We start from the raw sequence: 21799 nt of genomic DNA, 5'->3' as shown, positions 1-21799 counted from the left end.
TTACTCGTTGGATTCGCCGTTGTTTTTGGCGTCTTTATCGGCTGCTTTTTTCACCGCTGCCGGAAGCGGAGCGATGAGCATATGCATGTTGCGGCCCTCCATTTTGGGGGCATTCTCGATAACGGCAACGTCTTTCAAGTCGTCTGCCAAGCGTTCGAGAATCGAGAGGCCCTGCTCGGGGTGAGCCATCTCGCGGCCACGGAACATGATCGTGATCTTGACCTTAGCGCCGCCTGCCAAGAAACGAAGCACATGCTTCTTCTTCGTGGTGTAGTCACCCACGTCGATCTTGGGACGGAACTTCATTTCCTTGATCTCGACCTTGGTCTGCTTCTTGCGAGCCTGCTTGGCCTTGATCGCCTGGTCGTACTTGAACTTTCCGTAGTCCATGATGCGGCACACGGGCGGTTCAGCGTTCGGCGCGATTTCGACAAGGTCCAAACCGGCCTCTTCTGCGATGCGCATGGCCTCGCGGGTGTTGAAGATACCCATCTGAGAACCGTCGTAGCCAATCAGACGGCACTCACGAGTGCGGATTTCTTCATTGAGCCTGGGCTCTTGAGCTGCTATTGCGCTCACCTCCTACATCTCCCGCGGGTTGCGGGTTTGCACTGTAACAAAAAACCCTGCGCGCACGCACAGGGTTCAAGAAGTTCATGAAGAAGTATATTCTTGAGACCCATCAGCTTGCGCCGAAGCAGGTGGGAGGTTTTTGCCTCCGCTTGAAACAGCTCGAATATAATAGCAACATTCTCTTTCGGTTGGCAAGAAGAAATTCTTAGATGTGGAGGAAAAACGTGCACGCATCCATTATTGACTGCCATACCCATACTAATTTCTCTGACGGCGAGTCGTCATTCGAGGAAAATGTGCGCGCGGCCGCAGCGCAAGGATGCCGCGTGCTCGTTTCCACCGACCACCTCACGCTGCCGGCCAGCATGGACCCGCGATGCGAGTGCCAAGTGCCGGCGCGCGATTTGCCCACCCATCAAGCAGCATTCGATGCCGCGCGCGAGCTTGCAGCAGAAATCGCGCCCGACATGGACTTCATTTTTGGATTCGAATGCGACTGGTATCCGGGATGCGAGCGCAACGTTGCAAAGTGGGCACAAAACGCCCAGGTCAAGCTTGGCAGCGTGCATTGGATTGGAGCCGCGGGAGACGTTTCGATCGCCGCGGGCGAACACGGCTGCGACCGCATCAATCCCGCCGATGCGCCCGGCCTCGCCGCAGGCTGGATCGATTATTCGGAAGACATGCACATTTGGGAGGAACTCGGCGCGAGCGGCGTATGGCGTGCGTACGTCGATGCGTGGTGCGCCGCGTGCGAAAGCCCCCTCGCCTTCGACTCGATGTCCCACCCCGACCTGCCTATGCGCTTTTCGCAAGATGGATGGGCGGCACCCGCGAACATTGAAAGCCTTTGGGACGAAATGGCCGCATGCGCACACGACACAAATCGCCGCGTCGAGCTATCCACCGCGTCGCTGCGCAAAGGCCTGCCGGACTGCTACCCCGCCACAGGCCTGCTCGAACGTTTCTCCAAAGCTGACGTGCCCATCACAATTGGCTCTGATGCGCATGTCGCAAGCGACATATGCTTCGGCGTCCTCGAAGCCCAAAAGCATGCTTTCGCTGCGGGGTATCGAACCTTCGACGTGCCCCGAGTCGACGGCTCATGGGAAAGCTGGAACCTTTAGATGCGCCTTCGCGCCGCCCAGCCTACTTCATGCGCGCGTTAAGCTCCCCCGCAAGCTCATCGATGCCCACACCATAGCGTTCAAGCGTTACGAGCAGGTGATACACCAGATCGCCCGCCTCATAGCGAATATGGTCATGGTCGTTGTCTTTGCAGGCCATGATGACCTCGCTCGCCTCTTCGGCGATTTTTTTCAGCAGCTCGTCTTCGACGTCGGTAAGCAGGCGTGCCGTATAGCTCTCATCGGGGCTGGCATCGCGACGGGCGTGGATGGTTGCGGCAAGGCCCTCGATGGTCTCTCCGATGCTGCCCGGTTGTACGTTTGCGGTACGAACTCCCATGGCTAATCCTCCTTTGTCGCACCTTCCGGCGCATCGTAGATTCGATTGAAAAAGCAGCTGCGCGCACCCGTGTGGCACGCGGGGCCTGGCGAGTCGACCCTTACAAGCAACGTGTCAGCGTCGCAATCGGCGTCGACGGAAATCACGCGCTGCATATTTCCGCTCGTAGCTCCTTTATTCCAGAGCTCTTGGCGGCTGCGGCTCCAAAACCACGTTGTTTTCGTCTCTTGCGTCAAACGCAGCGATTCGGCATTCATCCATGCCACCATGAGCACTTCGCCCGTGTCGTATTGCTGCACGACGGCGGGGATGAGCCCACGATCATCGAACTTCAATTGCATTTCAAAACCTTTCCTGCCATGCAAGAGACAGCGAGACCCGTCTCTATCGAGCGCCGCGCGGCCGAAAAAGCGCAACTCCAGATTGGCGCGCATCGGAATGTCATCGCCGCCACCCGCGCTCCCGCTCTTGGGAGCGCATGCGGCACCGTCGGCGAGAGAGCCGCGAACAACTCCGAACGCTCCGTGACTACGCCGGACATAGAGCCTTGGTGCGCGGCGAAATGGCGCTTCTAAAAGTCGAGCCTCACGGGAATGCCCTGGCTGGCCATGTATTCCTTCACCTGTCGAATGCTGAACTGCCCGAAATGGAACACGCTTGCGGCGAGCACCGCATCGGCCTCGCCATCGATGACGCCTTCCGCGAAATGCTCGAGCTCACCAACACCGCCGCTCGCGATAACGGGAATGCTTACCGCGCGGGCAACCGCACGCGTGAGCGCCACATCGAAGCCAGCCTTGGTGCCGTCGCGGTCCATGCTCGTGAGCAGAATCTCGCCCGCTCCACGTCGAGCGGCCTGCGCCGCCCATTCAACCGCGTCAAGCCCCGTGGCATTTCGGCCGCCGGCTGTAAACACTTCCCACTTGTCAGCCCCAGGAGCGCCGGGCTTGCCCACGCGTTTCGCATCGATGGCGCACACCACAGCTTGGCTGCCAAACGCCGAAGCCGCCGCAGTAATGAGCGACGGGTCGCGCACGGCCGCCGAATTGAGCGACACCTTGTCGGCACCCGCTGCAACCATGGCGCGCATGCCGGCAAGATCGCGGAAGCCACCGCCCACCGCGTAGGGAATTGAAAGCTCCTCCGAAGCGTGGCTCGCCATATCAATCGTGGTCGCACGGCCATCGCTTGTAGCTGTGATATCGAGGAACACAACCTCATCAGCGCCTTCGCGGTCATACGCTGCCGCCAGCTCCACCGGGTCGCCCGCATCGCGCAGCGATACGAAGTTCACGCCTTTCACCACGCGGCCGTCCTTCACGTCGAGGCAGGGAATCACGCGCTTCGTCAGCATGGCGCACCGCCTTTCGCGGCCGCGAGCGCTTCGCTCAGCGTGAAGGCGCCCTCATAAAGCGCGCGCCCAGTAATGCAGCCTTCAATGATGTCATCACCCGTCGCCGCGAGCGCAGCGATATCGGCGGTAGAAGAGATGCCGCCCGATGCGACCACGGGAAAGCCGGCGACCTGGGCAATGTGGCGGTACGCCTCGACATCGATGCCCGTCTGCATGCCATCGCGCGCAATATCGGTGAAGACGAGGTGCTTGAACCCCTGGCTCGACAAGCGCCCAACCACTTCATCGGCAGAAGCGCCCACGCCTTCGCGCCATCCATTCACCTTCACCTGACCGGTCTTGGCGGCCACATCGGCCACGAGCAGCTCCCCGAACTGGGCCGCCGCTGCCTGGGCGAACGACTCGTCTCGCACGAGCACGGTGCCCATGGCAATGCGCTTGGCGCCCAAACGCGCCAGCTCGTCGATTCTCTCGAGCGAGCGCACACCGCCTCCCACGTCGATTGAAATTCCCTCGACCTGGCATAAGGCGGCAATTGCTTTCGAATTCGCTTCGCGGGCGGCCTCGTCTTCCTCAAAAGCCGCCGAAAGATCGACCACATGGAGCCACGTAGCGCCTTGTTCGACAAAATCGCGAGCAACCTCGGTCGGATTTTCGGAATAGACCTTCATGCGCGAACGGTCGCCGCGCTCGAGCCGCACGACTTTGCCGGCAACCAAATCGATGGCGGGGAACACGATCATGTGCGGCCTCCTTTCTGCTCATTTGCGGCAGCCGCTATGGCGACGAAATTCTTCAGGATGTCGAGTCCGCGAGACGACGATTTTTCCGGATGGAATTGGCAGCCGAACACATTGCCACGCGCCACCACGCACGGGAAACTGCGCGTGTAGTGCGTATGCGCCGCAATGTCGGCAGCACACGCATCGGCGTCAACCGCGTAGGAATGCGTGAAGTACATGTTCGCGCCTTCGGGAAAGCCGCGCAAAAGTTCGCATGCGCGACCGTTGTCGGTCAGATGCACCTGGTCCCAACCCACATGGGGCACCTTGAGGCGCGTCGATTCCAAACGCGAGCACGAGCCGGAAAGCACGCCCAAACCGCGCGCCCAGCGCCTGGAGCCCGCCTCGAAAACCTCGGCGGGAGCAAGGTTCGACCCCATGGCATCTTCCGCCAAAGCCGCAGGCGCATTTTCTGGCACGCCCTCATCGCCGCGCTCGAAAAGCAGCTGAAGCCCCAGGCAAATGCCCAAAAACGGCGTTCCCTCGCCAATGGCGTCAAACACCGCTTGGGCTTCGCCCGATTCCTGCATGAACGCGATAGCGTCGTAGAACGAGCCCACGCCCGGCAGCACCACGGCATCGGCCGCGCGAATTTCATCTGGCGAATCGCTCGCCTGCGCGCGGGCGCCTGCGCGGGAAAGCCCACGCACCACACTCGATAAATTGCCCTTGTGGTAGTCGACCACCACAATTCTCGGCGCCATTACAGCGAACCCTTCGTTGACGGCACGCCTTGAACGCGGCCGTCGAATTCGCACGCTCGGCGCATGGCGCGGCCGCATGCCTTGAACGCAGCCTCAATGATGTGATGGGCATTGGCGCCCGCGAGCTCGCGCACGTGCAGCGTGACTTTCGCATCGCGTGCGAATGCATAGAAGAATTCCACCGCGAGTTCGGTATCGAAATCGCCTACACGCGGCGAAGAGATGGGCAAATCGCAATATGCCTGGCCACGACCCGAAATATCGACCGCTGCCATGACGAGCGTTTCGTCCATGGGAATGGCAACGTCGGCGAAACGCGCGATGCCCGCCTTATCGCCAAGAGCCTGGACGAACGCCTCGCCCAGCACAATGCCCACATCCTCAACCGTATGATGGGCATCGACTTCGACATCGCCTTGCGCGTGCACCGTCAAATCGAACAAACCGTGGCGCCCGAAGGCATTGAGCATATGGTCGAAAAACGGCACGCCCGTAGAAATATCGCAAATGCCCGAGCCGTCAAGGTCGAGCTTTACCACGATATCGGTTTCGCCCGTTTTGCGCGAAACCTCAGCAATTCGAGCCATGGGCAACTCCTTTCGAAGCGGTTAGAGAGCACTCTATACCAGCCAAACGATTCGTGCGAGCAAAACACCGCTGCGGCCAGCGCTTTTTCGGCGCCCGCCGACGGGACTCTCAATGCGCGAAGACATGCACTGCGCAAGCCGGCATGCCTATTCGTGGCACGAATCAATTTCATCTTTCAGCAACGCAGCCAACGCTGCCAACACTTCGTCGTTTTCTTCAGGCGTGCCAACCGTAATGCGCAGGCAATCGGCCAAGCCGAGCGCATAGCTGAAATCACGCACGAGAATCGATTTCTCGTCGCGCATGCGCTCACGTACGCGCGTGGCGTTCGGCATGCGCACGAGCACGAAGTTGGCCTCGCTTTCCCAAACTTCGAGCGGAAGCCCGCAGGCGGCAATGCCACGCAGGCCTTCAATCACGCGTGCGCGCTCGCTGCGAATGGTGCCCACCACGGGCGCGAACTGGTCGCGCGCGCGAACCGCGGCCAAAGCCGCAGCCTGCGAAAGCACGTTCACCGAATAGATTTGGCGAATCGCGGCGAAAGCGTCGATTACGTCGGGCGCGGCAATCACATATCCAACGCGCGTGCCCGCCATGCCGAACGCCTTGGAAAGCGTATGCAGCACCACGAGGTTGTCGCATTCCGAAAGCAGTTGCTCGCACGAGGAAGCGGCATCGGCGAATTCGCCATAGGCCTCGTCGACCATAACGAGGCCAGGACATGCGGCGCACACCTCGCGCACGAATTCAACCGGAGCCAAATCGCCCGTTGGATTGTTCGGCGAAGTCACGATTGCGATATCGCATTTCGGCGCCGCCTCAAGCACCGCCGCCTGGTCGAGCTCGAACGTTTCCGCATCACGCCACACATCGAGCACCTCGGTTTGCGCAAGCGATGCGAAAAACGCGTATTCCGAAAAGCATGGCGGACAGTTGAGCAGCGTGCGGCCCACGCCGCCAAAAGCGAGAAGGAAGTTATAAAGCAGCTCGTCGCCACCGTTGCCCACGCACACCCACGATGGATCGACGCCGTGCCACGCGGCGATTTCCGCACGCAGCTCGTTCGACATGGGGTCGGGGTAGCGATTAAGCGGCGTAGCCGCAAGCGCGGCATCGATGGACGCGCGCGCCGCAGCAGGCATGGGATACGTGTTCTCGTTCGCCGAAAGGTTCACGCGGCACGGCGTGAAATTCGGGTCGTAGGGCTCGATGCTCGCCAAATGCGGCTGTATGAGCGCCCGAACGCGGTCGGAGAGTTGGGCCATACGCTATTCCGTCTTTTTGGGAGCGGCCAAATCAACCGGCCAGGCAATACGGTTGATGTCGCCCAAATCGACACCATCGAAGCCCTCGAGGCCCTCTTCGACCATTTTGCAGCGAAGGCCAGCCGAAAGCGCATGCGCCCACAAGCCTTCCGCCTGCGCCATGGTTTGCGTGGCGGGGGCATCGTTCATAAGGCCTTCCGGCGTATAGCAAATAACCGACGAACGCGTAATGAAATCTTGCACGGAAAGAGGATTGGAGAATGCCGCCGTGCCGCCTGTGGGAAGCGTGTGGTTGGGACCGGCAACGTAATCGCCCAAAGGTTCGGAACTCCACGGACCCACGAAGATAGCGCCGGCGTTCTCGATTTTGCCGAGCAGGCCCATAGCGTTGTCGCAGTGCAGCTCGAGGTGCTCGGGAGCAATGACGTTCACGGCGTCGATTGCCGCCTCAAGGTCGGCGGCCACAACGACCACGCCCTGGTCGGTAAGCGATGCGCTCGTGATTTCGGCGCGCGGGCTTGCGGCCAAAAGCTCGGCAAAACGGCCCTGCACCTTTTCCGCGAACGAAGCGTCGCAGGTGACCAGGTAGCACGTGGCCAGAGGATCGTGCTCGGCTTGAGCCATAAGGTCGGCGGCAACCACAGTTGCATCGGCCGTCGCATCGGCGAGAACGCACACCTCCGACGGGCCCGCCACCATGTCGATACCCGCATCGCCCGAGACGATTTTCTTCGCCGCGGCAACGAACGCATTGCCGGGGCCGACGATTTTCGCGGTCTTGGGAATAGAATCGGTGCCATACGCAAGAGCGGCAATGGCCTGGGCGCCGCCCACGGCATATATCCCATCGACGCCCGCGACCTTCGCCGCTGCAAGCGTGTACGGCGAAATGCCGCCTTCCTTTTGCGGCGGGGTAACCATGACCACGCGCTTTACGCCGGCGACCTTCGCCGGAATGCAGTCCATGAGCACCGTCGAAGGGTACTGGGCACGACCGCCCGGAACATACACGCCAGCGGCAGAAACGGGGGTGACCTTCACGCCCAAAATGGTGCCATCGGCGCGAGACGTGAACCACGACTGCTCAACCTCGCGCTCATGGAATTCGCGAATCTGCGCAGCAGCCTTCTTCAAGGCCTCGATGAACGCAGGGTCGACCGCCTGGACAGCTTCATCCATGAGCTTGGGATCGACGCGGAAATCGTCGACGTCGACGCCATCGAACTTCTTGCAATACTCGCGCAGGGCGACATCGCCGCGCTCGCGCACATCGTCGACGATAGCCTGGGCCGATTGCATAATGGCCGCGGGCAAAACTCCCTGGCGCGGAAGTTGCCCGGCCGCGAGGCGCTCACCTGGGTTAAGCGTAATGATTTTCATAGTATCTATGCCTTTCTCGAAGCGGCCAGCTTAGCTGCCAGGTCGCGAACTCTTTCATCACATCGAATGCTCGCGGGGCTCGCAAAGAAGCGCGCGGAGCATTTCAGCACCTCATCGACGATGACCAAGTCGTTTTCTCGAAGCGTGGTGCCTGTCGCAGTAATGTCGACGATGCGGTCGGACAGGCCGACCATGGGACCAAGCTCGATGTTGCCATGAAGCGTGACGATATCGGCCTGCACGCCAATTCGATCGTAATACGCCTGGGTAATGCGCGGATACTTCGTCGATACGCGAATGGAACCGCGCCGCGCATAGGCCGCATCGGCCGCGCCCTTCGCGCTCGCAGGCTCGGCGACCACGAATCGGCACGCGCCGTAGCCAAGATCGATGAGCTGCACCAAATCGAGGCCCGCCTCAACGAGCGAATCGCGGCCGCAAATGCCGCAATCGGCTCCGCCAGAGGCAACGAAGGCAGGGGCGTCGGTGGGCCTCACGATGACATAGTCGACGCCCTGACCGTGCACGATAAGGTGTCGCCCTACATCGTGCAGCGGTTCAGTGTCGAGCCCCGCCGCCGCAAGCGCCTCAACCGTATCGGCAAACAGCGACCCCTTCGGCACCGCGATGCGAAGCGGGCGCGGTTCGGCGTTGTTCGCGACGGCTTCCTCGATTTCCTCGAGCGATAAAGCGAAGCCAGCCGAGGGCAAATCACGCTCGCCCAGTCGCGAAAATGCTTCGTCATAGCGCCCGCCCGACCCAAGAGGGGCCGATACGCCATCGGCGTACACGGAAAACACGAGGCCTGTGTAATAGCCGAACGAGTTCATGACCGAGAAATCAACTGCGAGGTTATCGGCAAAGCCCGCTTTTTGCGCCGACTCGAACAACGCGCGCAACTCCGACACGCCTCCATCGGCGATACCCGCCGCCGCAAGCGCCGCAGATGCCGCATCGAGCGCCTCGATTCCGCCGCTGATGCGCGGCAAGGCCGCTATTGCGCTCACCAGATTCTCGGGCGCGTCCACGCCTGAAAGCGCCGCGTCCAAATCGACGAAATCGGACGCATGCACGCACGACAGAAGCTCTTCGCGCTTGGAGCCGGCAATGCCCGCCGCCGCAAGAAGCTCATTCATGGGACGAACGCTTCCGCATACGATGCGCCACTTGGAAACGCCCACGGCGTTAAGCGCTTCAGCGGCCATGGACACCACTTCGAAATCGGCCTCGACGCCGTTTGCGCCAATGAGCTCGATGCCAAGCTGCGTAAACTGGCGAGAACGCGCCATGTATTGAGCCTGCTCGCGCACGACAGGTGCGGCATAGCGCAAGCGAATGGGCGCCTCGGTGTGCGCCAGGCGGGTTGCGACGAGGCGCGCGATGGGCATGGTGAGGTCGCTTCTCACCACGAGCAGGCGGCCATCGCCATCGAAAAGCTGGAAAGGCGTGACGGCAGACCCACCGGCCATCGCCAGCGAAGATTGCTCTTCGAGCAAGGGCGTTTCGACCGGCAGGTACCCGTGGGATGCGAACCCATCGCTCACGATGCGGGTTATACGCTCACGCTCGATGGCTTCATCGGGCATGATGTCTCGGAATCCTCGGGCGGTAATAGGCCTCACTACGTGTCACCTTCCCCTTTCACATGTGTAATGTGTTAGATACTTTATCACAGTAGAGTGGTCGAGCGTTGCATCGTGGCCCTGCTCTCCATAAAAGAAAACCCGCCATTTGGCGGGTTTCTATAGATTCCAGTTTCTACGCGTTCACGTATACATAGAAGAGTCTGAGCGTATCAGACAAATTGTTCGATACGTTCGCCGCGGAATAGTCGTAATTCAAACGACACTGCCACGCGTGTTGGGCCCCGTCGAGCGCGGCGGGCGCCTCGCCCGAGAAGGTGTATTGCTCTTGGGCAATGGTCTTTCCGTCATTTGCGTAGGTGCGGTATTCGTCGGCGGAAGGAAGCTCGACCGAGCCATCTTCGACCGTCAGGCCGGCGTCGCCGAGCAAAGTCTCGACAACGTGCTTTTCGGTCACCGCGTCGGAGAAGCTCACATCGCCATACCCCAGCGTCGACATCGCGGCAGAATAGCCTGCCTGGGTGATTTTCCCGTCTTTGTCAAGTGTGAGATACACCGAAGGAGTATTACCCTTCGAGTCGGCCTGTTGCTCGGTGAGCGCAAGCGTCACCGTTTTGCCCACGACTTCGGTAGTCTTCGAGTCGCCTTCGCCTTTTTCCTCGGTTATGTCGGAAGAGCTCGCCACAGTAGCACCGCGGCCAACCTTCGAGATGGCCTCATCTTCCGTGGATCCAAGCAATGCAACCAAATTCGGAGCGGTAAGGCGACTGCCCTGCTTTTTCGCATCGGTTGCCTCGGCGGTGTCTTTCAGCGTGGCAGCCGACGAACTTGAAGCCTGGCTCGCAACGTCGCTTGCTTCCTGGTACAGCATGAATGCGAAATACCCCAACGCCGCGATGAGCACCACGAGCACCACACTCACAACGATGAGCACCGTGCGCATGCGCTTCGATTTCTTCTGATGGGCCGAAATGCCCTTCGTGGCTTCAGGCACGTTGTTCTCTGAAGCGTCGTATTCGGGCGCAGCCTGAACGGATGCGTCATCAACAAGTTCGACGTCAGCTTCCTGAACGCGAGCGTGCTTCCCATGCTTGGCCATTCGTATTCCTTTCAATACGCATGTGAGCCCGCCTGAGGCGAGCCCACATGGAAATTAATGCAACACCGTATATGCGATAAACGCGATGACAGCAACCACGGCCAGCCCTATGATTGCTTTTTGCATCGTAGTCATAGGGGCGATATCGTTCAAATCGTTCTCGTCTTCGACGCTTCGCTTGCCCATAGCGATGCCCTACCTCGTCGAACCAGGCTGGACGGCATTCGCGCCTGCCGTGGAGCTCGAAGCGGTTTCGGCCGAGCCGCCACCTGCGGATTCCTCATCGGAATCGTCGCCGGCGGAAACCGATTTGCTCGAAGACACCTCGATCGTAGAAAGCGCGTCGAGGTTCATGGGAGAACCAAGCCACTTCGTGCACACCGCATCGAAAACTCCGTTGCCGCGCACCGCGGTCAGCGCCGCGGAAATAGCCTTCTGCAATTCCTGATTGCTCGAATCGACGCCGATGCAATAGCCGCCCTTGGAGCCAAGCAGGGCAATGGGCTGCACGTCGACGCTTTGGACGAGCGCCGCATACGAGCCAATGACTGCATCGGCTGCGACGTACTGCGATTTGCCGGTTTCAACAAGGGAAAACGCCGAGACCAAATCGGAAGCGGGGTTCAACGCGTCATCTCCGAAAGCGTTTTGGACAGCCCAGGCACTCGTGGAAGAAGATTGCGCTGCGATGCTCGACGCCTGAACGCTTGCGGGAACGGTCGTGGACCCATTCGGAGCAAACAGGGCAACGCCCGTTTCAATGTAAGGATCGGAAACCCACATGGTCGAGCTTTTCTCGGTGGACGTCTGGCTCATCACGATGTCGACATCGCCATCGGCAAGGGCAGAAGAGGCATTGCCTGCAACGTCGACGAGCTCAAGCTTCAAGCCCAGCTGATCGGCGAGAGCTGCCGCCATATCGACGTCGAGGCCCGCATAGCTGGCGCTCGAAGAAGATGTGACGAACGGCGCGCCACCATCGGCGTCGATGCCCACGCGCAACGTGCCATTCTGCCCAATGGTGGGAGAGCTAATCGTGGGAGTAAGGGTCTTTCCCTCATAGGAACCGGCCTGGCTGCAGCCAGCCAAACCAAGCGCAAAGCAAAACGCGCATGCAAACGCGACAACGAGCGACACGCGATGTTTCATCGTATGAATCCTCTTTCCATATCTATCCAGATTCCTCTTTCGGCTGACCTAGTCTTTGCCCCCACACTCGCGCACTGGGGTTTTGCGAATGATTTCGCTCTGCCCTCTCCCCCAGTGCGGCGTTGCCGCAAAAATCGGCCGGGAGGTGCGACTTACTTCTAGGATACGCCATGCTCGCACGCGCCTATATTAGGGCGGCGCGTACTTACGTGGATCCTTTTGACCGCATCTGCCATGGACTAAGGAGCCTTTTGGCCCCCGCAACTACAGACCCGAAAGAAGTCTCGGGTCAGTTTAGCAGATTTAATGCCCCTGCATGAACGAGCGAGCATCCTCCATGCAGTGTTAACGCAATACCGAAAGATTGATTACGGCGAAAAACCCACGAATACTTGACGGACTCTTCGCGCATTGCGCTCGCAAAAGGCATGCGAAACAACGGAAATGCCGAGGAAAAAGGCAGGGAAATGCCAGGCGAATGTCGCGAAATGGGCAAGATAACGGCAAGGTTTGCGCCCTAGCATATCGCCCAGGGGCATGCGAATCGGAAAGAAGGGGCCATGGGACTTATCGCCGACGCGATATGCGAAACGCTCTGGCCCACGCGTTGCGCTCTTTGCGACACTCCAGGCGCCGTTTTGTGCGCACGTTGCGCCGCTCAACTCGATTATCTCGATTTTTGGCGCGCATGCCCACGGTGCGGAGCCGCCTTCGGCTTTTTGCAATGCGACCATTGCACCCCACTCGCAAACAAAGGAGAGCGCATACGCCCTTGCGTAAGCGCGCTTCGATACACAGCAGACACGGGGGTTTTGATCAAAACGTATAAAGACAAAGGCGAACAGCGCCTTTCCGAAACCCTGGCGGCAATTCTGGCGAACACGCTTCCGCCATCATGGATGACATGGGCAAACGGCGTGACCTACGTGAGCGCAAGCAACGCCGCTCGACGAAGACGCGGCTTCGATCACATGGAACTATTAACCCAAAGCCTTGCGGACCAATGCGGGCTGCCATGCATACGAACGCTCAATCCTCCCGCAACACGCGATCAACGAATATTGGGCAAAACGGAACGCAAGCAGAATATGCAAGGACGCTTCACCGCATGCGAACCCCTTTCAGGCCGACGCCTGCTTTTGATTGACGACGTGTTCACTACGGGCGCGACAATGGATCAGGCGAGCATCGCGCTCGAACTGGCCGGCGCCAGGGTGCGCTGCGCCACCGTCGCGCGAGTGTAGGCGCGCCATCGACGAGCGGTGCATGCGCCTTGAGGCGCCAAAGGCCGCTCAATTCTGCAATGGTTGCGCATTTTATGTTCGCGCGCGGGAAGGCATATAGGCCCCACGCCGCTCTAACCCTATAATCTTGAAAGTTTACGGAAATGCCAACGCAGCATTTAAAGCCGCCAATCGATAGGAGCGAGAAGACCGTGTTCGAGCAAATGCTTTCGCATATGACGTTCGTTGACGTCTTCAACTGGTCCGTTTTGCTGGTTTTCAGCATCTGCTACATCTACCAGTTCTACTACGTATTCGTCGTGCTCACGCGCAAACCGCCTTTGCAGGGAGCCAAGGCCAATCACAAATATGCCGTGATGATTTCTGCGCGCAACGAGAGCCAAGTTATCGGCGACCTCATTCACAGCATTCGCGTGCAAAACTACCCGCAGGAGCTCATCAGCATTTTCGTGATTGCCGACAACTGCACCGACAACACTGCGGAAATCGCGCGCAATGCCGGTGCGACCGATGTGTACGAGCGCTTTAACGATGAAGAAGTCGGCAAGGGCTACGCACTGAACTACGGCTGGCACGAAATCCAAAAACGCGACGACGCCGAGAGCTTCGAAGCGTATTTCGTGTTCGACGCCGACAACGTGCTCGACGCGAATTACTTCCGCGAAATGAATAAGGTCTTCGACGGCGGCGCCGAAGCCTCCACGAGCTACCGCAATTCTAAAAATTATGGAAGCAACTGGATTTCCGCCGGCTATGCCATTTGGTTCTTGCGCGAGGCGAAATACCTGAGCCAGGCGCGCCTGACGCTCAACACGAGCTGCGCTATTTCGGGAACGGGCTTCTTCATTGCCGCCCACGTGCTCAAAGAAAGCGGCGGCTGGAAATGGCATCTGCTCACAGAGGATATCGAGTTTTCCGCGAGCTCCATTATCGAAGGCCGTCGTATCGCTTATTGCCCCACCGCTATGCTCTACGACGAGCAGCCCATTACCTTCATCGACTCCTGGAACCAACGATTCCGTTGGGCGAAAGGCTTCTATCAGGTGTTTTGGCACTATGCCGCCAAACTGCTCAAGGGCATTTTCACCAACCCGAAGGGCAAGCGCTTTGCATGCTACGACATGCTCATGACCATCGCGCCCGCTATGCTGCTCACGGTTATTTCCATCGGCTTCAACGGCACCATCGCGCTGCTCGCGGTGTTCGGCGTGATATCGGCAGGCACCATGATCACTTCGGCCCTCTCGTCGATGTTCTTCTGCCTATTTAACTTCATGCTGTTCATGTTCATCTTCGGCGTGCTTACTACCTTTACCGAATGGGACAACATCCATTCCACCACGACGAAGAAGATCGGTTACCTGTTCACCTTCCCCATTTTCCAGCTCACCTATATCCCCATCGCGTTGGTGGCGCTGGTGAAAAAGGCCAGCTGGAAGCCCATTGCTCACACTATTTCGGTTAACGTTGAGGAAATGAGCCAAACCGGCATGAAATAGAAACGCGTCCTATTGGCCCGGAAGGCCACGGGGCACGCTCCCTTTCAGAGCGCCGTTTCGCTGCTTGGGCAGCGGACGGCGCTCTTCTTTTATTCCCGGACCTCCAAGCGATACATCGCTCAATTCGACGATGTTCTTCCAGAGGCGCTTCGGCATAAAGCTGCGGCGCAATTCGGGGTTGTAGCGCGCATCGATCGCCACGCTATCGTAGAACGTTTTCCATGCCTGTTCATAGAAGGCATCATCGTCGGCAGCGGGCGGCACAACGAAATCAAGGGAGCGAACGAGCTGCCATTCCCCGTTGTGAGAAACGCCAGCAACATGGTGAACCTCATCGAACACAATGAACGGCTGCGTGTTGAACCGGGCCGAGAACCACCCCATAAGCAGCGGCACGACGCTCGCCTTGGGATTGCATACCGCCACATACACGCCATCGCGCGTTTTCGAGAAGCGCATGAATTGCACCCAGTAGTGACGCTCGTTTTTGACCGACCGGACGATTTCCGCGAAACGCTCGACATCGGGCGCAGCTTTGTCGAAACGCGCGCAAGGGCCACGCTTCATGGCGTATCGAATGAAGGAAAGAATCGATGAGCCCGCATCGGGTTCATCGGAAAGCAAGGCCGCAACCACGCATTGATACGTCTCCACATCGCATACGCGAATGATTCCCGCACGCACACGCCACGCCCGTTCCATATTCGTCTCGACCTCAACGATTCGCTGCCCGAGCCTGGGCGCGAAGCTGCACGACGCCGATACATCGGAAGGGTATTCCTTTCGCTCGAAAGCGAGAAAAACCGCCGTGAGCAGCCCTTCGAGCGAACCATCGTGCACGTAGGCGAGCTCAAGGTCGTTCATCGGCGGCAATCCTCCTTTCATAGGCGCGCTCCGCGCCTCACCGCAGCACGGCAAACCGCGCTATGCGCAAAACCCAACAGCCGCCAGTGGCCGCTGGGAACCATGCTACAAATTCGGGTTCATCTTGAACGTGAGCGGCGAGGCAATCGACAGGTCGAGCAGAAGCGCTGCAAGGTGCTTTTGGGCATCGGCGACAACCCATTGGGCAAGATCGCTGTTGCCCTTTTCGTATACCGCCGCGCGTTCTTCGACAGGAGCCGCCAATGCCTCGCGATGTACGCGCTGCGCATGGCGCAAGGCCTTTTGCCACTGCCCGCTTTTGTAGTCGCCCGAACGCACCTGCGTGACCGCAAAACGCGCATCGCTTGCTGCCTGCAGCGAACGGAACACCCAATACGGATGGCCCAGATCGGGTTTAGGCTCCGCATCGTCAAAGCACGCCGGCCACATGGGGGCGTCGCAGAACAAAGGCATATAGGGCGAGAAGCATGGCGTGCCCAGCGCGACCCAACAAATGGGGGAAGCAAGCTCGCCTTTAAGCGCAGCCTGCGCGCACTGCTCAGCGGAAAGCCCAAACACGCCTTCGATTTGCAGCACATGCGATTCCTGCGTGCGCGAGAGCGCAATGGCGCGATAGCGTTTGCGCGAGAATTCGTCACCCGCTGTGCCAATGGGGTCGAATTCCGTTTCGTCAAAATGGCTCGAAAGCACCGCCGCCACATCTTCAACTCCGAGCAGGCGGTTGGGCCGGAAAACGAACGGCAAATCACTATCGACCACCGTATGCTCTTTCGCAATTTCAGGAGCAAGCAAGCGCAAACCATCCCATACGCGCGGCGTGTTGTAACGCCTGTCACCATCGGAACTGGTGCCGAAAATCTCACGGAAGTTGAACGGACGCCCTTCGCCGACGCCTAAAGCGCCATTGAGCGCATGCTCATCAACGAATTCACGAATTCCCTCTGAATACATGAAGGAATCGCTTTCAAAATCGACTTCTTGAATCGAGAGCTGGTTCGCAACCACGGCAACGCAATCGTCGGGAATGCGCTGGGCAACCCAATGATGGCCCGTGGCGATTTCCATATACCATGCTTCCAGATGGTCGGCGAACAGCACGCCGTTGCTTTCAGCGGAGCCATACTCGGCCACGATTTCGCCCAAACGCTTCACGCCTTCGCGCGCTGTTTTCACATAGGGCAGCACAGCGGTAAGCATGGCATCTTCGGCAAGGCCGTTTTCCACATAGGGATCGAATGCCAAAACGCGATCGTTTGCCAACGCGCTTTCGGTAGCAGACATTGCGACATGGGCGGCGTTCACGCCAGCCTCTTCGAAAAGCCCCTCTTCGGGCGTAACGTCGGGCATGGCGGAATAACGAAGGCCCCCTTCGGGCAGCGTAATGGTAAATCCGTTCGCCCCCGATACAAGTTCGACGCCATCGCGTTCGCCCGCTGGCACCATGCGAAGCGATTTCGGCGCGGCGGGCGTGGTGTTGTCTTCGTTGCGGGCAATAAGAATAGAGCCGTCGCGCGTTGCGGCGCGGCCTACGAGAACCGATGTGCATGAACGGCGCATAAGGCCATCGAACCCTTTTTTCGACATACCGTTTCCTCCTCTACGAAAGCCCTCGCGCATATGCGCGCTGGGGCATTTTCACCTGCGCCCTATAGTAGCTAAAAATACGCCCTGACGCGCCTAGCCTACGGCATCGAAAAGGCTCATTTGCCCAGCGAGCACCTTGCCCGAACGGCGGCCATGCGACCCCGCTTGAATGGGCGCTGCAAGTTGGGCATGCAGACTCTCTTTGTCAAAGCGCGTGCCGTGGCCCTGGTAGCGGCCCTGACACGTGATGAAAAACCGTGCCCGCTTATACGCCACGCCGAGCTTGCGCAATTCGGCTTCGCCAAGCGCCGTGGCGCGCCTCGCGCCCACGATCGCCTTCGCCCCACGCACCCCAATGCCAGGCACGCGCAGAAGTTCCTCATAAGGCGCAGTATTCACTTCGACGGGAAACCGATCGAGGTGGTTGATAGCCCAGTTCGCCTTCGGATCGATGTCGGTGGCAAGAAACGGCTGGCCCTCGTCGATGAGCTCTGCCGCATCGAACTTATAGAACCGCATAAGCCAATCGGCCTGATAAAGCCGGTGCTCCCTATCGAGCTGCACGGCGTTTCCCTGCGGCAGCCGGCCGTCTTCGTTTACCGATAAATACGCCGAGAAGAACACACGCTTCATGTGCATCGTTTTATAGAGCGACGAAGAGAGATTCAATATTTGAAAATCGGTTTCGGGGGTTGCGCCAATGATCATTTGCGTGCTTTGCCCCGCCGGCGCGAATGCGCGCGTTTTTCGGGCAGGGCGACGCTGTGCCATATAGCACGCATCGCGCCGCATGAGCGCCCGCGTATCGCGATCTTCGGCGATACCCTCGCGAATTTGGCGCATGGGCGCGACGATGGAGTCGCGCGTTTTATTGGGGCACAAAAGCTCAAGGCTTTCGCTCGACGGCAACTCCATGTTCACGCTGATTCTGTCGGCAAGAAGCCCCAACGCCGCCAGCAGATCAGACGACGTTCCCGGAACCGCCTTCGCATGAATGTAGCCGCGAAAACCATATTCCTCGCGAAGGATGCGCAGGCATTCAATAATGCGCTCCGTCGTGTAATCGGGGCTTTTCAAAACCCCGCTCGAAAGAAACAGACCCTCGATGTAATTGCGCCGGTAAAACTCCATAGTGAGGTCGGCCAATTCGCGCGGCCGGAACGAAGCGCGCGGAACGTCGTTGGAGCAGCGGCTCGCGCAATAGGCGCAATCGAAGACGCACACGTTGGTGAACAGCACCTTTAAAAGCGTGATGCAGCGCCCGTCGGCCGAAAAGCTGTGGCATATGCCCGCCGCCGTCGCGTTTCCAAGGGCACCCATGCGCGCATCGCGGTCGATGCCGCTCGAGGTGCAGGCGACATCGTACTTCGCAGCATCGGCGAGCAATGCGAGCTTCGCTGTTGTATCCACCGCACCCCTTCCGTAAAAGCGAACATCTTTTCGTTATTCTAAAACGAATAAATGTTCGATTCAAGATGCTTTTTCGCGAAAGTCATGACACGTCTGCATGGAGCATCGGCTCGAAAACCGCGCCATGCAAAGACCGGAAACGACGCTGCCGTGTTTTGGAGAACCCGGGCAATTGCGCTAGCATGGAAGAAACACCTCGAGAATTGAAAGGCGCACTATGAAAATTTGCGTGTTCTGCTCCTCTTCCGACAACCTTGACGCGAAATACGTCGAAGCGGCAAAAGCCCTCGGCGAAACCATCGCCGCGCGCGGCCACGAGCTCGTGTTCGGAGGCTACGACAAGGGCCTCATGGGCGATGTCGCGAATGCCGCCGTCGCTGCAGGCGGGCACGTGTTCGGCGTGACCACCACGGGCCTCACCGCCAAGGGACGCGCCATCGTCGAAGGCATCGAAAACGTGGAAGAGCCCGACCTTTCCACGCGCATCAAGCACATGGTGCGCATGTCCGACGCCTTCATCACGCTGCCGGGCGGCCTTGGCACGTTCGAAGAATTCTTCAGCGTGATGTCGCAAATCAAGGCTGGCGAGCTAAAGGCCACCTGCGCGCTGCTCGATGTCGACGGCTACTTCAAACCGCTCGTGGAAATGCTCGACCTCTCATGCGAAACGGGCCTCAATTCCTGCGATTGGCGCGCATTCTGCGACGTTTTCGCCACCCCTGACGACATCATCGATTGGCTCGAGAAATAATGGCACGCCCCACCTCCAGCAAGGCGTTCGAAGCGGCGCTTGCGCGCAAAGCAGCCATGCAAACCGCACGATGCGCAGGCGCGAAGGGACCCTCGGCGAAAGGCATTGGCCCCAACAAGGCCTGCGGGCACAAAGGTGGCATTCGCAGGCAGGGCTCGAAGCGCGGATAACACGGCCGCAGCGTACTTTCGAGAGCGCGAATGCATGGTGATTTCTTTACGACAAGGCTCGCCGTTGGTTTGCGGGTTGAAATGCGGGTAAACTAGTTTGTCCGAATTTTGGCCCGCGAATGCTAGGAGCCGCTATGCAAGAAAACACCGCAGCCGAAGACGCCCAGGCGTTCGGCACCTCGCTCGACGACCCCGTTTTCGCCGCTGAGCAGGCACATCTTTCCGAGGTTTACGCCGAGCTGGAAAAGATGCGCGGCGAACTCGTGCGCAAAATGGAAGCCACGAGCGCCGCTGCCGCGCGCGATAAGCTCGATTTGCTTTCCGAAATCTCGAACGACTTCACGAGCGACACCGAAACGAGCGAAACCTACGCGTCGTACGGCGCCGTGAACAGCGTTATCGATTCGTACAACGCGCAGCAGGAAGTGACCGCCGACAAGTTGGCGCGCTGCCGCCTGCTTTTGCGCCAACCGTACTTCGCGAAAGTCGCGCTGCAATTCAAGCCCGGCCAGCCGCCCAAGGAGCTCTACATCGGCGCCGCCGGCATTTCCGACGACAACTACAAGCGTCTCGTCGTTGACTGGCGAAGCCCTGTAGCCGAAACCTATTACAACCAGAGCAACGGGGCCACGAGCTACGTGGCGAACGGGCGAACCATCCATGTCGACCTCGCGTGCCGACGCCAGTTCGACATCGAAGCCGACACGCTCCACGCCTATTTCGACACCACCGTCGCCATTCAGGACGCGCTTCTGCTTGAATCGCTGTCGCATCAGCGCACCGCGCAAATGAAGGCCATTACCGCCACCATCCAGCGCGAGCAAAATGAAGTCGTGCGCCACGAAGACGTTCCCGCGCTTTTGGTGGCGGGCATCGCGGGCAGCGGCAAGACGAGCGTGCTTCTGCAGCGCATCGCGTACCTGTTCTACCAAAATCGCACCGAGCTCGACCCGAGCGAGGTGTTCCTCATCACGCCGAACCCGATTTTCCGCACGTATATCGAGAATGTGCTGCCCGACATGGGAGAGCGCAATCCCGAAACGCTCACGTGGGCGGAATTCGCGAGCCGCGTGATGCCGCTCGACAAGGCCGCTGAGAAGAAGAGCGTGCCCGTCGGTGCCCTGTGGCGCATTGACGAAGCCATCGCGAACCTCGAATTCGAAGACGACGACTTCCGCGAACTGCACCATGGCAACGTGAAACTTCTGGGTATCAACCAGATTCGCAAGGTGAATGCGAAGTACCGCAACGTTCCCGCCGGGCCGCACCGCGCCACGCTCATGCGCGAAGATCTGGAAGACGCCCTTGAGGCACGCGTGAAGCAGCTCGCGTCGGGCCCGGCCGTGCTCGAAGAGCTCGAGGGCATGACGCTCAACGAGCAGCTTTCCCAGTTCGGCGAGCCCTATGCGCCCGTCGACGAAAAGGAGGCGCGCGATTTCGCGCTGCGCCTTCTGCAGGATCGCTACCAGGGCGCATTCCGCGCGGTGCGTGACGACGCTTGGCTGCGCATCGATCGCATCGGCATGCGTCTTTTGGGCGAAAAAAGCCTCTCGGCGCTGGAATGGCTCTATTTGAAGATGGCCATCACCGGCCTGGGCGACGCCTACGCGAAATACGTGATGATCGACGAGGTGCAAGATTATTCGGCGGCCCAGCTCGCCGTGCTCGCGCGCTTCTTCCGTCGCGCGCATTTCATGCTCCTTGGCGACGAAAACCAAGCGATTAACCCCAACACGGCGTCGTTCGCCGAGGTGCGGGAAGTGTTCACGCGCCTGCGCGGCGGCATTTCGACCTGCAGCCTGCTTACGAGCTACCGCTCCTCGCCCGAAATCACCGAGATTTTCGCAGGTCTTTTGCCTGCTGAGCAGCGCGCGAAAATCTCGTCGGTACAACGCGCAAGCGAACCCGTGCGCGTTGATTGCTACGGCAACGACGACGAATATGCCGCCGCATTGCGCGAAGCCGTTGCGCATGCGAAGGAAAACGACGACCTTACGGCTATCGTGGTACCGTGGAAGCACGAGGCCAAGCGTCTGCGCGCGTTCTTGGGCGATGCTGCCGATGGCCTGGTCGATATGGAAACGGCCGCCGAGCTGCCCACGAACGGCGCCATGATTATTACGCTTCAGCTGGCAAAGGGCTTGGAATTCGACCACGTGATTGTGCCCGATGCGAGCGCGCGCGTATTCCCCGCCGATGACCGCGTGGCGAAAAACCGCCTGTATACCACCGTTTCACGCGCGACCCGCTCGGTTCAGATTCTGTGCCGCGGAGAACTTACGCCGCTTTTGAAGAAGTAGGTTTGACCTGTT

At 59.3% G+C, this 21799-nt stretch carries 21 protein-coding genes; 5 read left to right on the top strand and 16 right to left on the bottom strand.

The genetic code is table 11. The features are described from left to right. Positions 1–579 (bottom strand): translation initiation factor IF-3, encoded by a 579-nt coding sequence (infC, locus tag Q0D41_RS09345; RefSeq protein WP_114616198.1) that lies wholly within the window; start codon positions 577–579, stop codon positions 1–3. Positions 580–797: 218 nt separating this feature from the next. Here infC and Q0D41_RS09340 point away from each other — a divergent pair, with 218 nt between their 5' ends. Then, positions 798–1700, top strand: coding sequence for a PHP domain-containing protein (locus tag Q0D41_RS09340; protein ID WP_294378394.1), 903 nt, complete (start codon positions 798–800; stop codon positions 1698–1700). 22 nt (positions 1701–1722) lie between these two features. Here Q0D41_RS09340 and hisE read toward each other — a convergent pair whose 3' ends face one another. The 12 genes from hisE to Q0D41_RS09280 form a co-directional block, all read right to left on the bottom strand. Beyond that, positions 1723–2040, bottom strand: a complete 318-nt coding sequence (gene hisE, locus Q0D41_RS09335; RefSeq protein ID WP_294378391.1) for a phosphoribosyl-ATP diphosphatase — start codon at positions 2038–2040, stop codon at positions 1723–1725. Positions 2041–2042: 2 nt separating this feature from the next. Continuing rightward, positions 2043–2381, bottom strand: coding sequence for a phosphoribosyl-AMP cyclohydrolase (gene hisI, locus Q0D41_RS09330; RefSeq protein ID WP_294378388.1), 339 nt, complete (start codon positions 2379–2381; stop codon positions 2043–2045). A 230-nt stretch (positions 2382–2611) separates the two neighbouring features. Beyond that, entirely contained in the window at positions 2612–3394 is a 783-nt protein-coding gene (gene hisF, locus Q0D41_RS09325) for an imidazole glycerol phosphate synthase subunit HisF (RefSeq protein WP_294378380.1), read from the bottom strand. Further along, the gene (locus Q0D41_RS09320) at positions 3388–4137 is read right to left on the bottom strand and encodes a HisA/HisF-related TIM barrel protein (RefSeq protein WP_294378374.1); all 750 of its coding nucleotides are present in this window, start codon (positions 4135–4137) and stop codon (positions 3388–3390) included. The genes hisF and Q0D41_RS09320 overlap by 7 nt, the downstream gene beginning before the upstream one ends. After that, complete coding sequence (locus Q0D41_RS09315) at positions 4134–4880, bottom strand: imidazole glycerol phosphate synthase subunit HisH (RefSeq protein WP_294378371.1); 747 nt, start codon at positions 4878–4880, stop codon at positions 4134–4136. Before Q0D41_RS09315 ends, Q0D41_RS09320 begins: the two co-directional genes overlap by 4 nt. Further along, positions 4880–5467, bottom strand: coding sequence for an imidazoleglycerol-phosphate dehydratase HisB (hisB, locus tag Q0D41_RS09310; RefSeq protein ID WP_294378369.1), 588 nt, complete (start codon positions 5465–5467; stop codon positions 4880–4882). The genes Q0D41_RS09315 and hisB overlap by 1 nt, the downstream gene beginning before the upstream one ends. 147 nt (positions 5468–5614) lie before the next feature. Then, a complete protein-coding gene (gene hisC, locus Q0D41_RS09305; RefSeq protein WP_294378367.1) occupies positions 5615–6733 on the bottom strand; it encodes a histidinol-phosphate transaminase in 1119 nt (372 codons plus the stop codon). A 3-nt stretch (positions 6734–6736) separates the two neighbouring features. Next, positions 6737–8113, bottom strand: coding sequence for a histidinol dehydrogenase (hisD, locus tag Q0D41_RS09300; protein ID WP_294378364.1), 1377 nt, complete (start codon positions 8111–8113; stop codon positions 6737–6739). Positions 8114–8118: 5 nt separating this feature from the next. After that, a complete protein-coding gene (hisG, locus tag Q0D41_RS09295) occupies positions 8119–9735 on the bottom strand; it encodes an ATP phosphoribosyltransferase (protein ID WP_294378361.1) in 1617 nt (538 codons plus the stop codon). A 136-nt stretch (positions 9736–9871) separates the two neighbouring features. Next, entirely contained in the window at positions 9872–10795 is a 924-nt protein-coding gene (locus tag Q0D41_RS09290; protein WP_294378358.1) for a histone-lysine N-methyltransferase, read from the bottom strand. A gap of 54 nt (positions 10796–10849) precedes the next feature. After that, on the bottom strand, positions 10850–10981 hold the full coding sequence (locus tag Q0D41_RS09285) for a hypothetical protein (RefSeq protein WP_260162761.1): 132 nt from the start codon (positions 10979–10981) through the stop codon (positions 10850–10852). Between the two features lie 9 nt (positions 10982–10990). Next, entirely contained in the window at positions 10991–11944 is a 954-nt protein-coding gene (locus tag Q0D41_RS09280) for an ABC transporter substrate-binding protein (RefSeq protein ID WP_294378348.1), read from the bottom strand. Between the two features lie 1088 nt (positions 11945–13032). On the opposite strand from Q0D41_RS09280, the gene Q0D41_RS09275 reads away from it, so the two are divergent. Both Q0D41_RS09275 and Q0D41_RS09270 read left to right on the top strand, forming a co-directional pair. Beyond that, complete coding sequence (locus Q0D41_RS09275) at positions 13033–13188, top strand: ComF family protein (RefSeq protein ID WP_294378345.1); 156 nt, start codon at positions 13033–13035, stop codon at positions 13186–13188. 143 nt (positions 13189–13331) lie between these two features. Next, on the top strand, positions 13332–14687 hold the full coding sequence (locus Q0D41_RS09270; protein WP_294378342.1) for a glycosyltransferase family 2 protein: 1356 nt from the start codon (positions 13332–13334) through the stop codon (positions 14685–14687). 9 nt (positions 14688–14696) lie between these two features. Here Q0D41_RS09270 and Q0D41_RS09265 read toward each other — a convergent pair whose 3' ends face one another. The 3 genes from Q0D41_RS09265 to Q0D41_RS09255 all read right to left on the bottom strand — a co-directional run bounded on the left by Q0D41_RS09265 (position 14697) and on the right by Q0D41_RS09255 (position 18566). Next, positions 14697–15551, bottom strand: a complete 855-nt coding sequence (locus Q0D41_RS09265) for a TIGR03915 family putative DNA repair protein (RefSeq protein ID WP_294378340.1) — start codon at positions 15549–15551, stop codon at positions 14697–14699. Positions 15552–15656: 105 nt separating this feature from the next. Next, on the bottom strand, positions 15657–17156 hold the full coding sequence (locus tag Q0D41_RS09260; RefSeq protein ID WP_294378335.1) for a C69 family dipeptidase: 1500 nt from the start codon (positions 17154–17156) through the stop codon (positions 15657–15659). A 93-nt stretch (positions 17157–17249) separates the two neighbouring features. After that, positions 17250–18566, bottom strand: coding sequence for a putative DNA modification/repair radical SAM protein (locus Q0D41_RS09255; RefSeq protein ID WP_294378333.1), 1317 nt, complete (start codon positions 18564–18566; stop codon positions 17250–17252). Between the two features lie 217 nt (positions 18567–18783). Between Q0D41_RS09255 and Q0D41_RS09250 the strand changes: the two genes are divergently transcribed. Both Q0D41_RS09250 and Q0D41_RS09245 read left to right on the top strand, forming a co-directional pair. Further along, positions 18784–19317 carry a TIGR00730 family Rossman fold protein gene (locus Q0D41_RS09250; RefSeq protein WP_294378331.1) on the top strand — a complete coding sequence of 178 codons (534 nt, stop codon included), beginning with the start codon at positions 18784–18786 and terminating at the stop codon, positions 19315–19317. Between the two features lie 304 nt (positions 19318–19621). After that, positions 19622–21787, top strand: a complete 2166-nt coding sequence (locus tag Q0D41_RS09245; protein WP_294378328.1) for a UvrD-helicase domain-containing protein — start codon at positions 19622–19624, stop codon at positions 21785–21787. The last annotated feature ends 12 nt before the right edge of the window (positions 21788–21799 follow it).

This window comes from uncultured Slackia sp. (assembly GCF_934630525.1).
Classification (GTDB): Bacteria; Actinomycetota; Coriobacteriia; order Coriobacteriales; family Eggerthellaceae; genus Slackia.
Note: the sequence above shows the minus strand (reverse complement) of the source record. Positions and strands in the feature narration are given on the sequence as shown.

What these genes read in the sequence shown, in the direction of transcription:
- hisE (WP_294378391.1), bottom strand. Translation starts at nt 2,040, where the DNA reads ATGGGAGTTCGTACCGCAAACGTACAACCGGGCAGCATCGGAGAGACC.
- hisI (WP_294378388.1), bottom strand. Translation starts at nt 2,381, where the DNA reads ATGCAATTGAAGTTCGATGATCGTGGGCTCATCCCCGCCGTCGTGCAG.
- hisF (WP_294378380.1), bottom strand. Translation starts at nt 3,394, where the DNA reads ATGCTGACGAAGCGCGTGATTCCCTGCCTCGACGTGAAGGACGGCCGC.
- Q0D41_RS09320 (WP_294378374.1), bottom strand. Translation starts at nt 4,137, where the DNA reads ATGATCGTGTTCCCCGCCATCGATTTGGTTGCCGGCAAAGTCGTGCGG.
- Q0D41_RS09315 (WP_294378371.1), bottom strand. Translation starts at nt 4,880, where the DNA reads ATGGCGCCGAGAATTGTGGTGGTCGACTACCACAAGGGCAATTTATCG.
- hisB (WP_294378369.1), bottom strand. Translation starts at nt 5,467, where the DNA reads ATGGCTCGAATTGCTGAGGTTTCGCGCAAAACGGGCGAAACCGATATC.
- hisC (WP_294378367.1), bottom strand. Translation starts at nt 6,733, where the DNA reads ATGGCCCAACTCTCCGACCGCGTTCGGGCGCTCATACAGCCGCATTTG.
- hisD (WP_294378364.1), bottom strand. Translation starts at nt 8,113, where the DNA reads ATGAAAATCATTACGCTTAACCCAGGTGAGCGCCTCGCGGCCGGGCAA.
- Q0D41_RS09290 (WP_294378358.1), bottom strand. Translation starts at nt 10,795, where the DNA reads ATGGCCAAGCATGGGAAGCACGCTCGCGTTCAGGAAGCTGACGTCGAA.
- Q0D41_RS09285 (WP_260162761.1), bottom strand. Translation starts at nt 10,981, where the DNA reads ATGGGCAAGCGAAGCGTCGAAGACGAGAACGATTTGAACGATATCGCC.
- Q0D41_RS09280 (WP_294378348.1), bottom strand. Translation starts at nt 11,944, where the DNA reads ATGAAACATCGCGTGTCGCTCGTTGTCGCGTTTGCATGCGCGTTTTGC.
- Q0D41_RS09275 (WP_294378345.1), top strand. Translation starts at nt 13,033, where the DNA reads ATGCAAGGACGCTTCACCGCATGCGAACCCCTTTCAGGCCGACGCCTG.
- Q0D41_RS09270 (WP_294378342.1), top strand. Translation starts at nt 13,332, where the DNA reads ATGCCAACGCAGCATTTAAAGCCGCCAATCGATAGGAGCGAGAAGACC.
- Q0D41_RS09265 (WP_294378340.1), bottom strand. Translation starts at nt 15,551, where the DNA reads ATGAACGACCTTGAGCTCGCCTACGTGCACGATGGTTCGCTCGAAGGG.
- Q0D41_RS09260 (WP_294378335.1), bottom strand. Translation starts at nt 17,156, where the DNA reads ATGTCGAAAAAAGGGTTCGATGGCCTTATGCGCCGTTCATGCACATCG.
- Q0D41_RS09250 (WP_294378331.1), top strand. Translation starts at nt 18,784, where the DNA reads ATGAAAATTTGCGTGTTCTGCTCCTCTTCCGACAACCTTGACGCGAAA.
- Q0D41_RS09245 (WP_294378328.1), top strand. Translation starts at nt 19,622, where the DNA reads ATGCAAGAAAACACCGCAGCCGAAGACGCCCAGGCGTTCGGCACCTCG.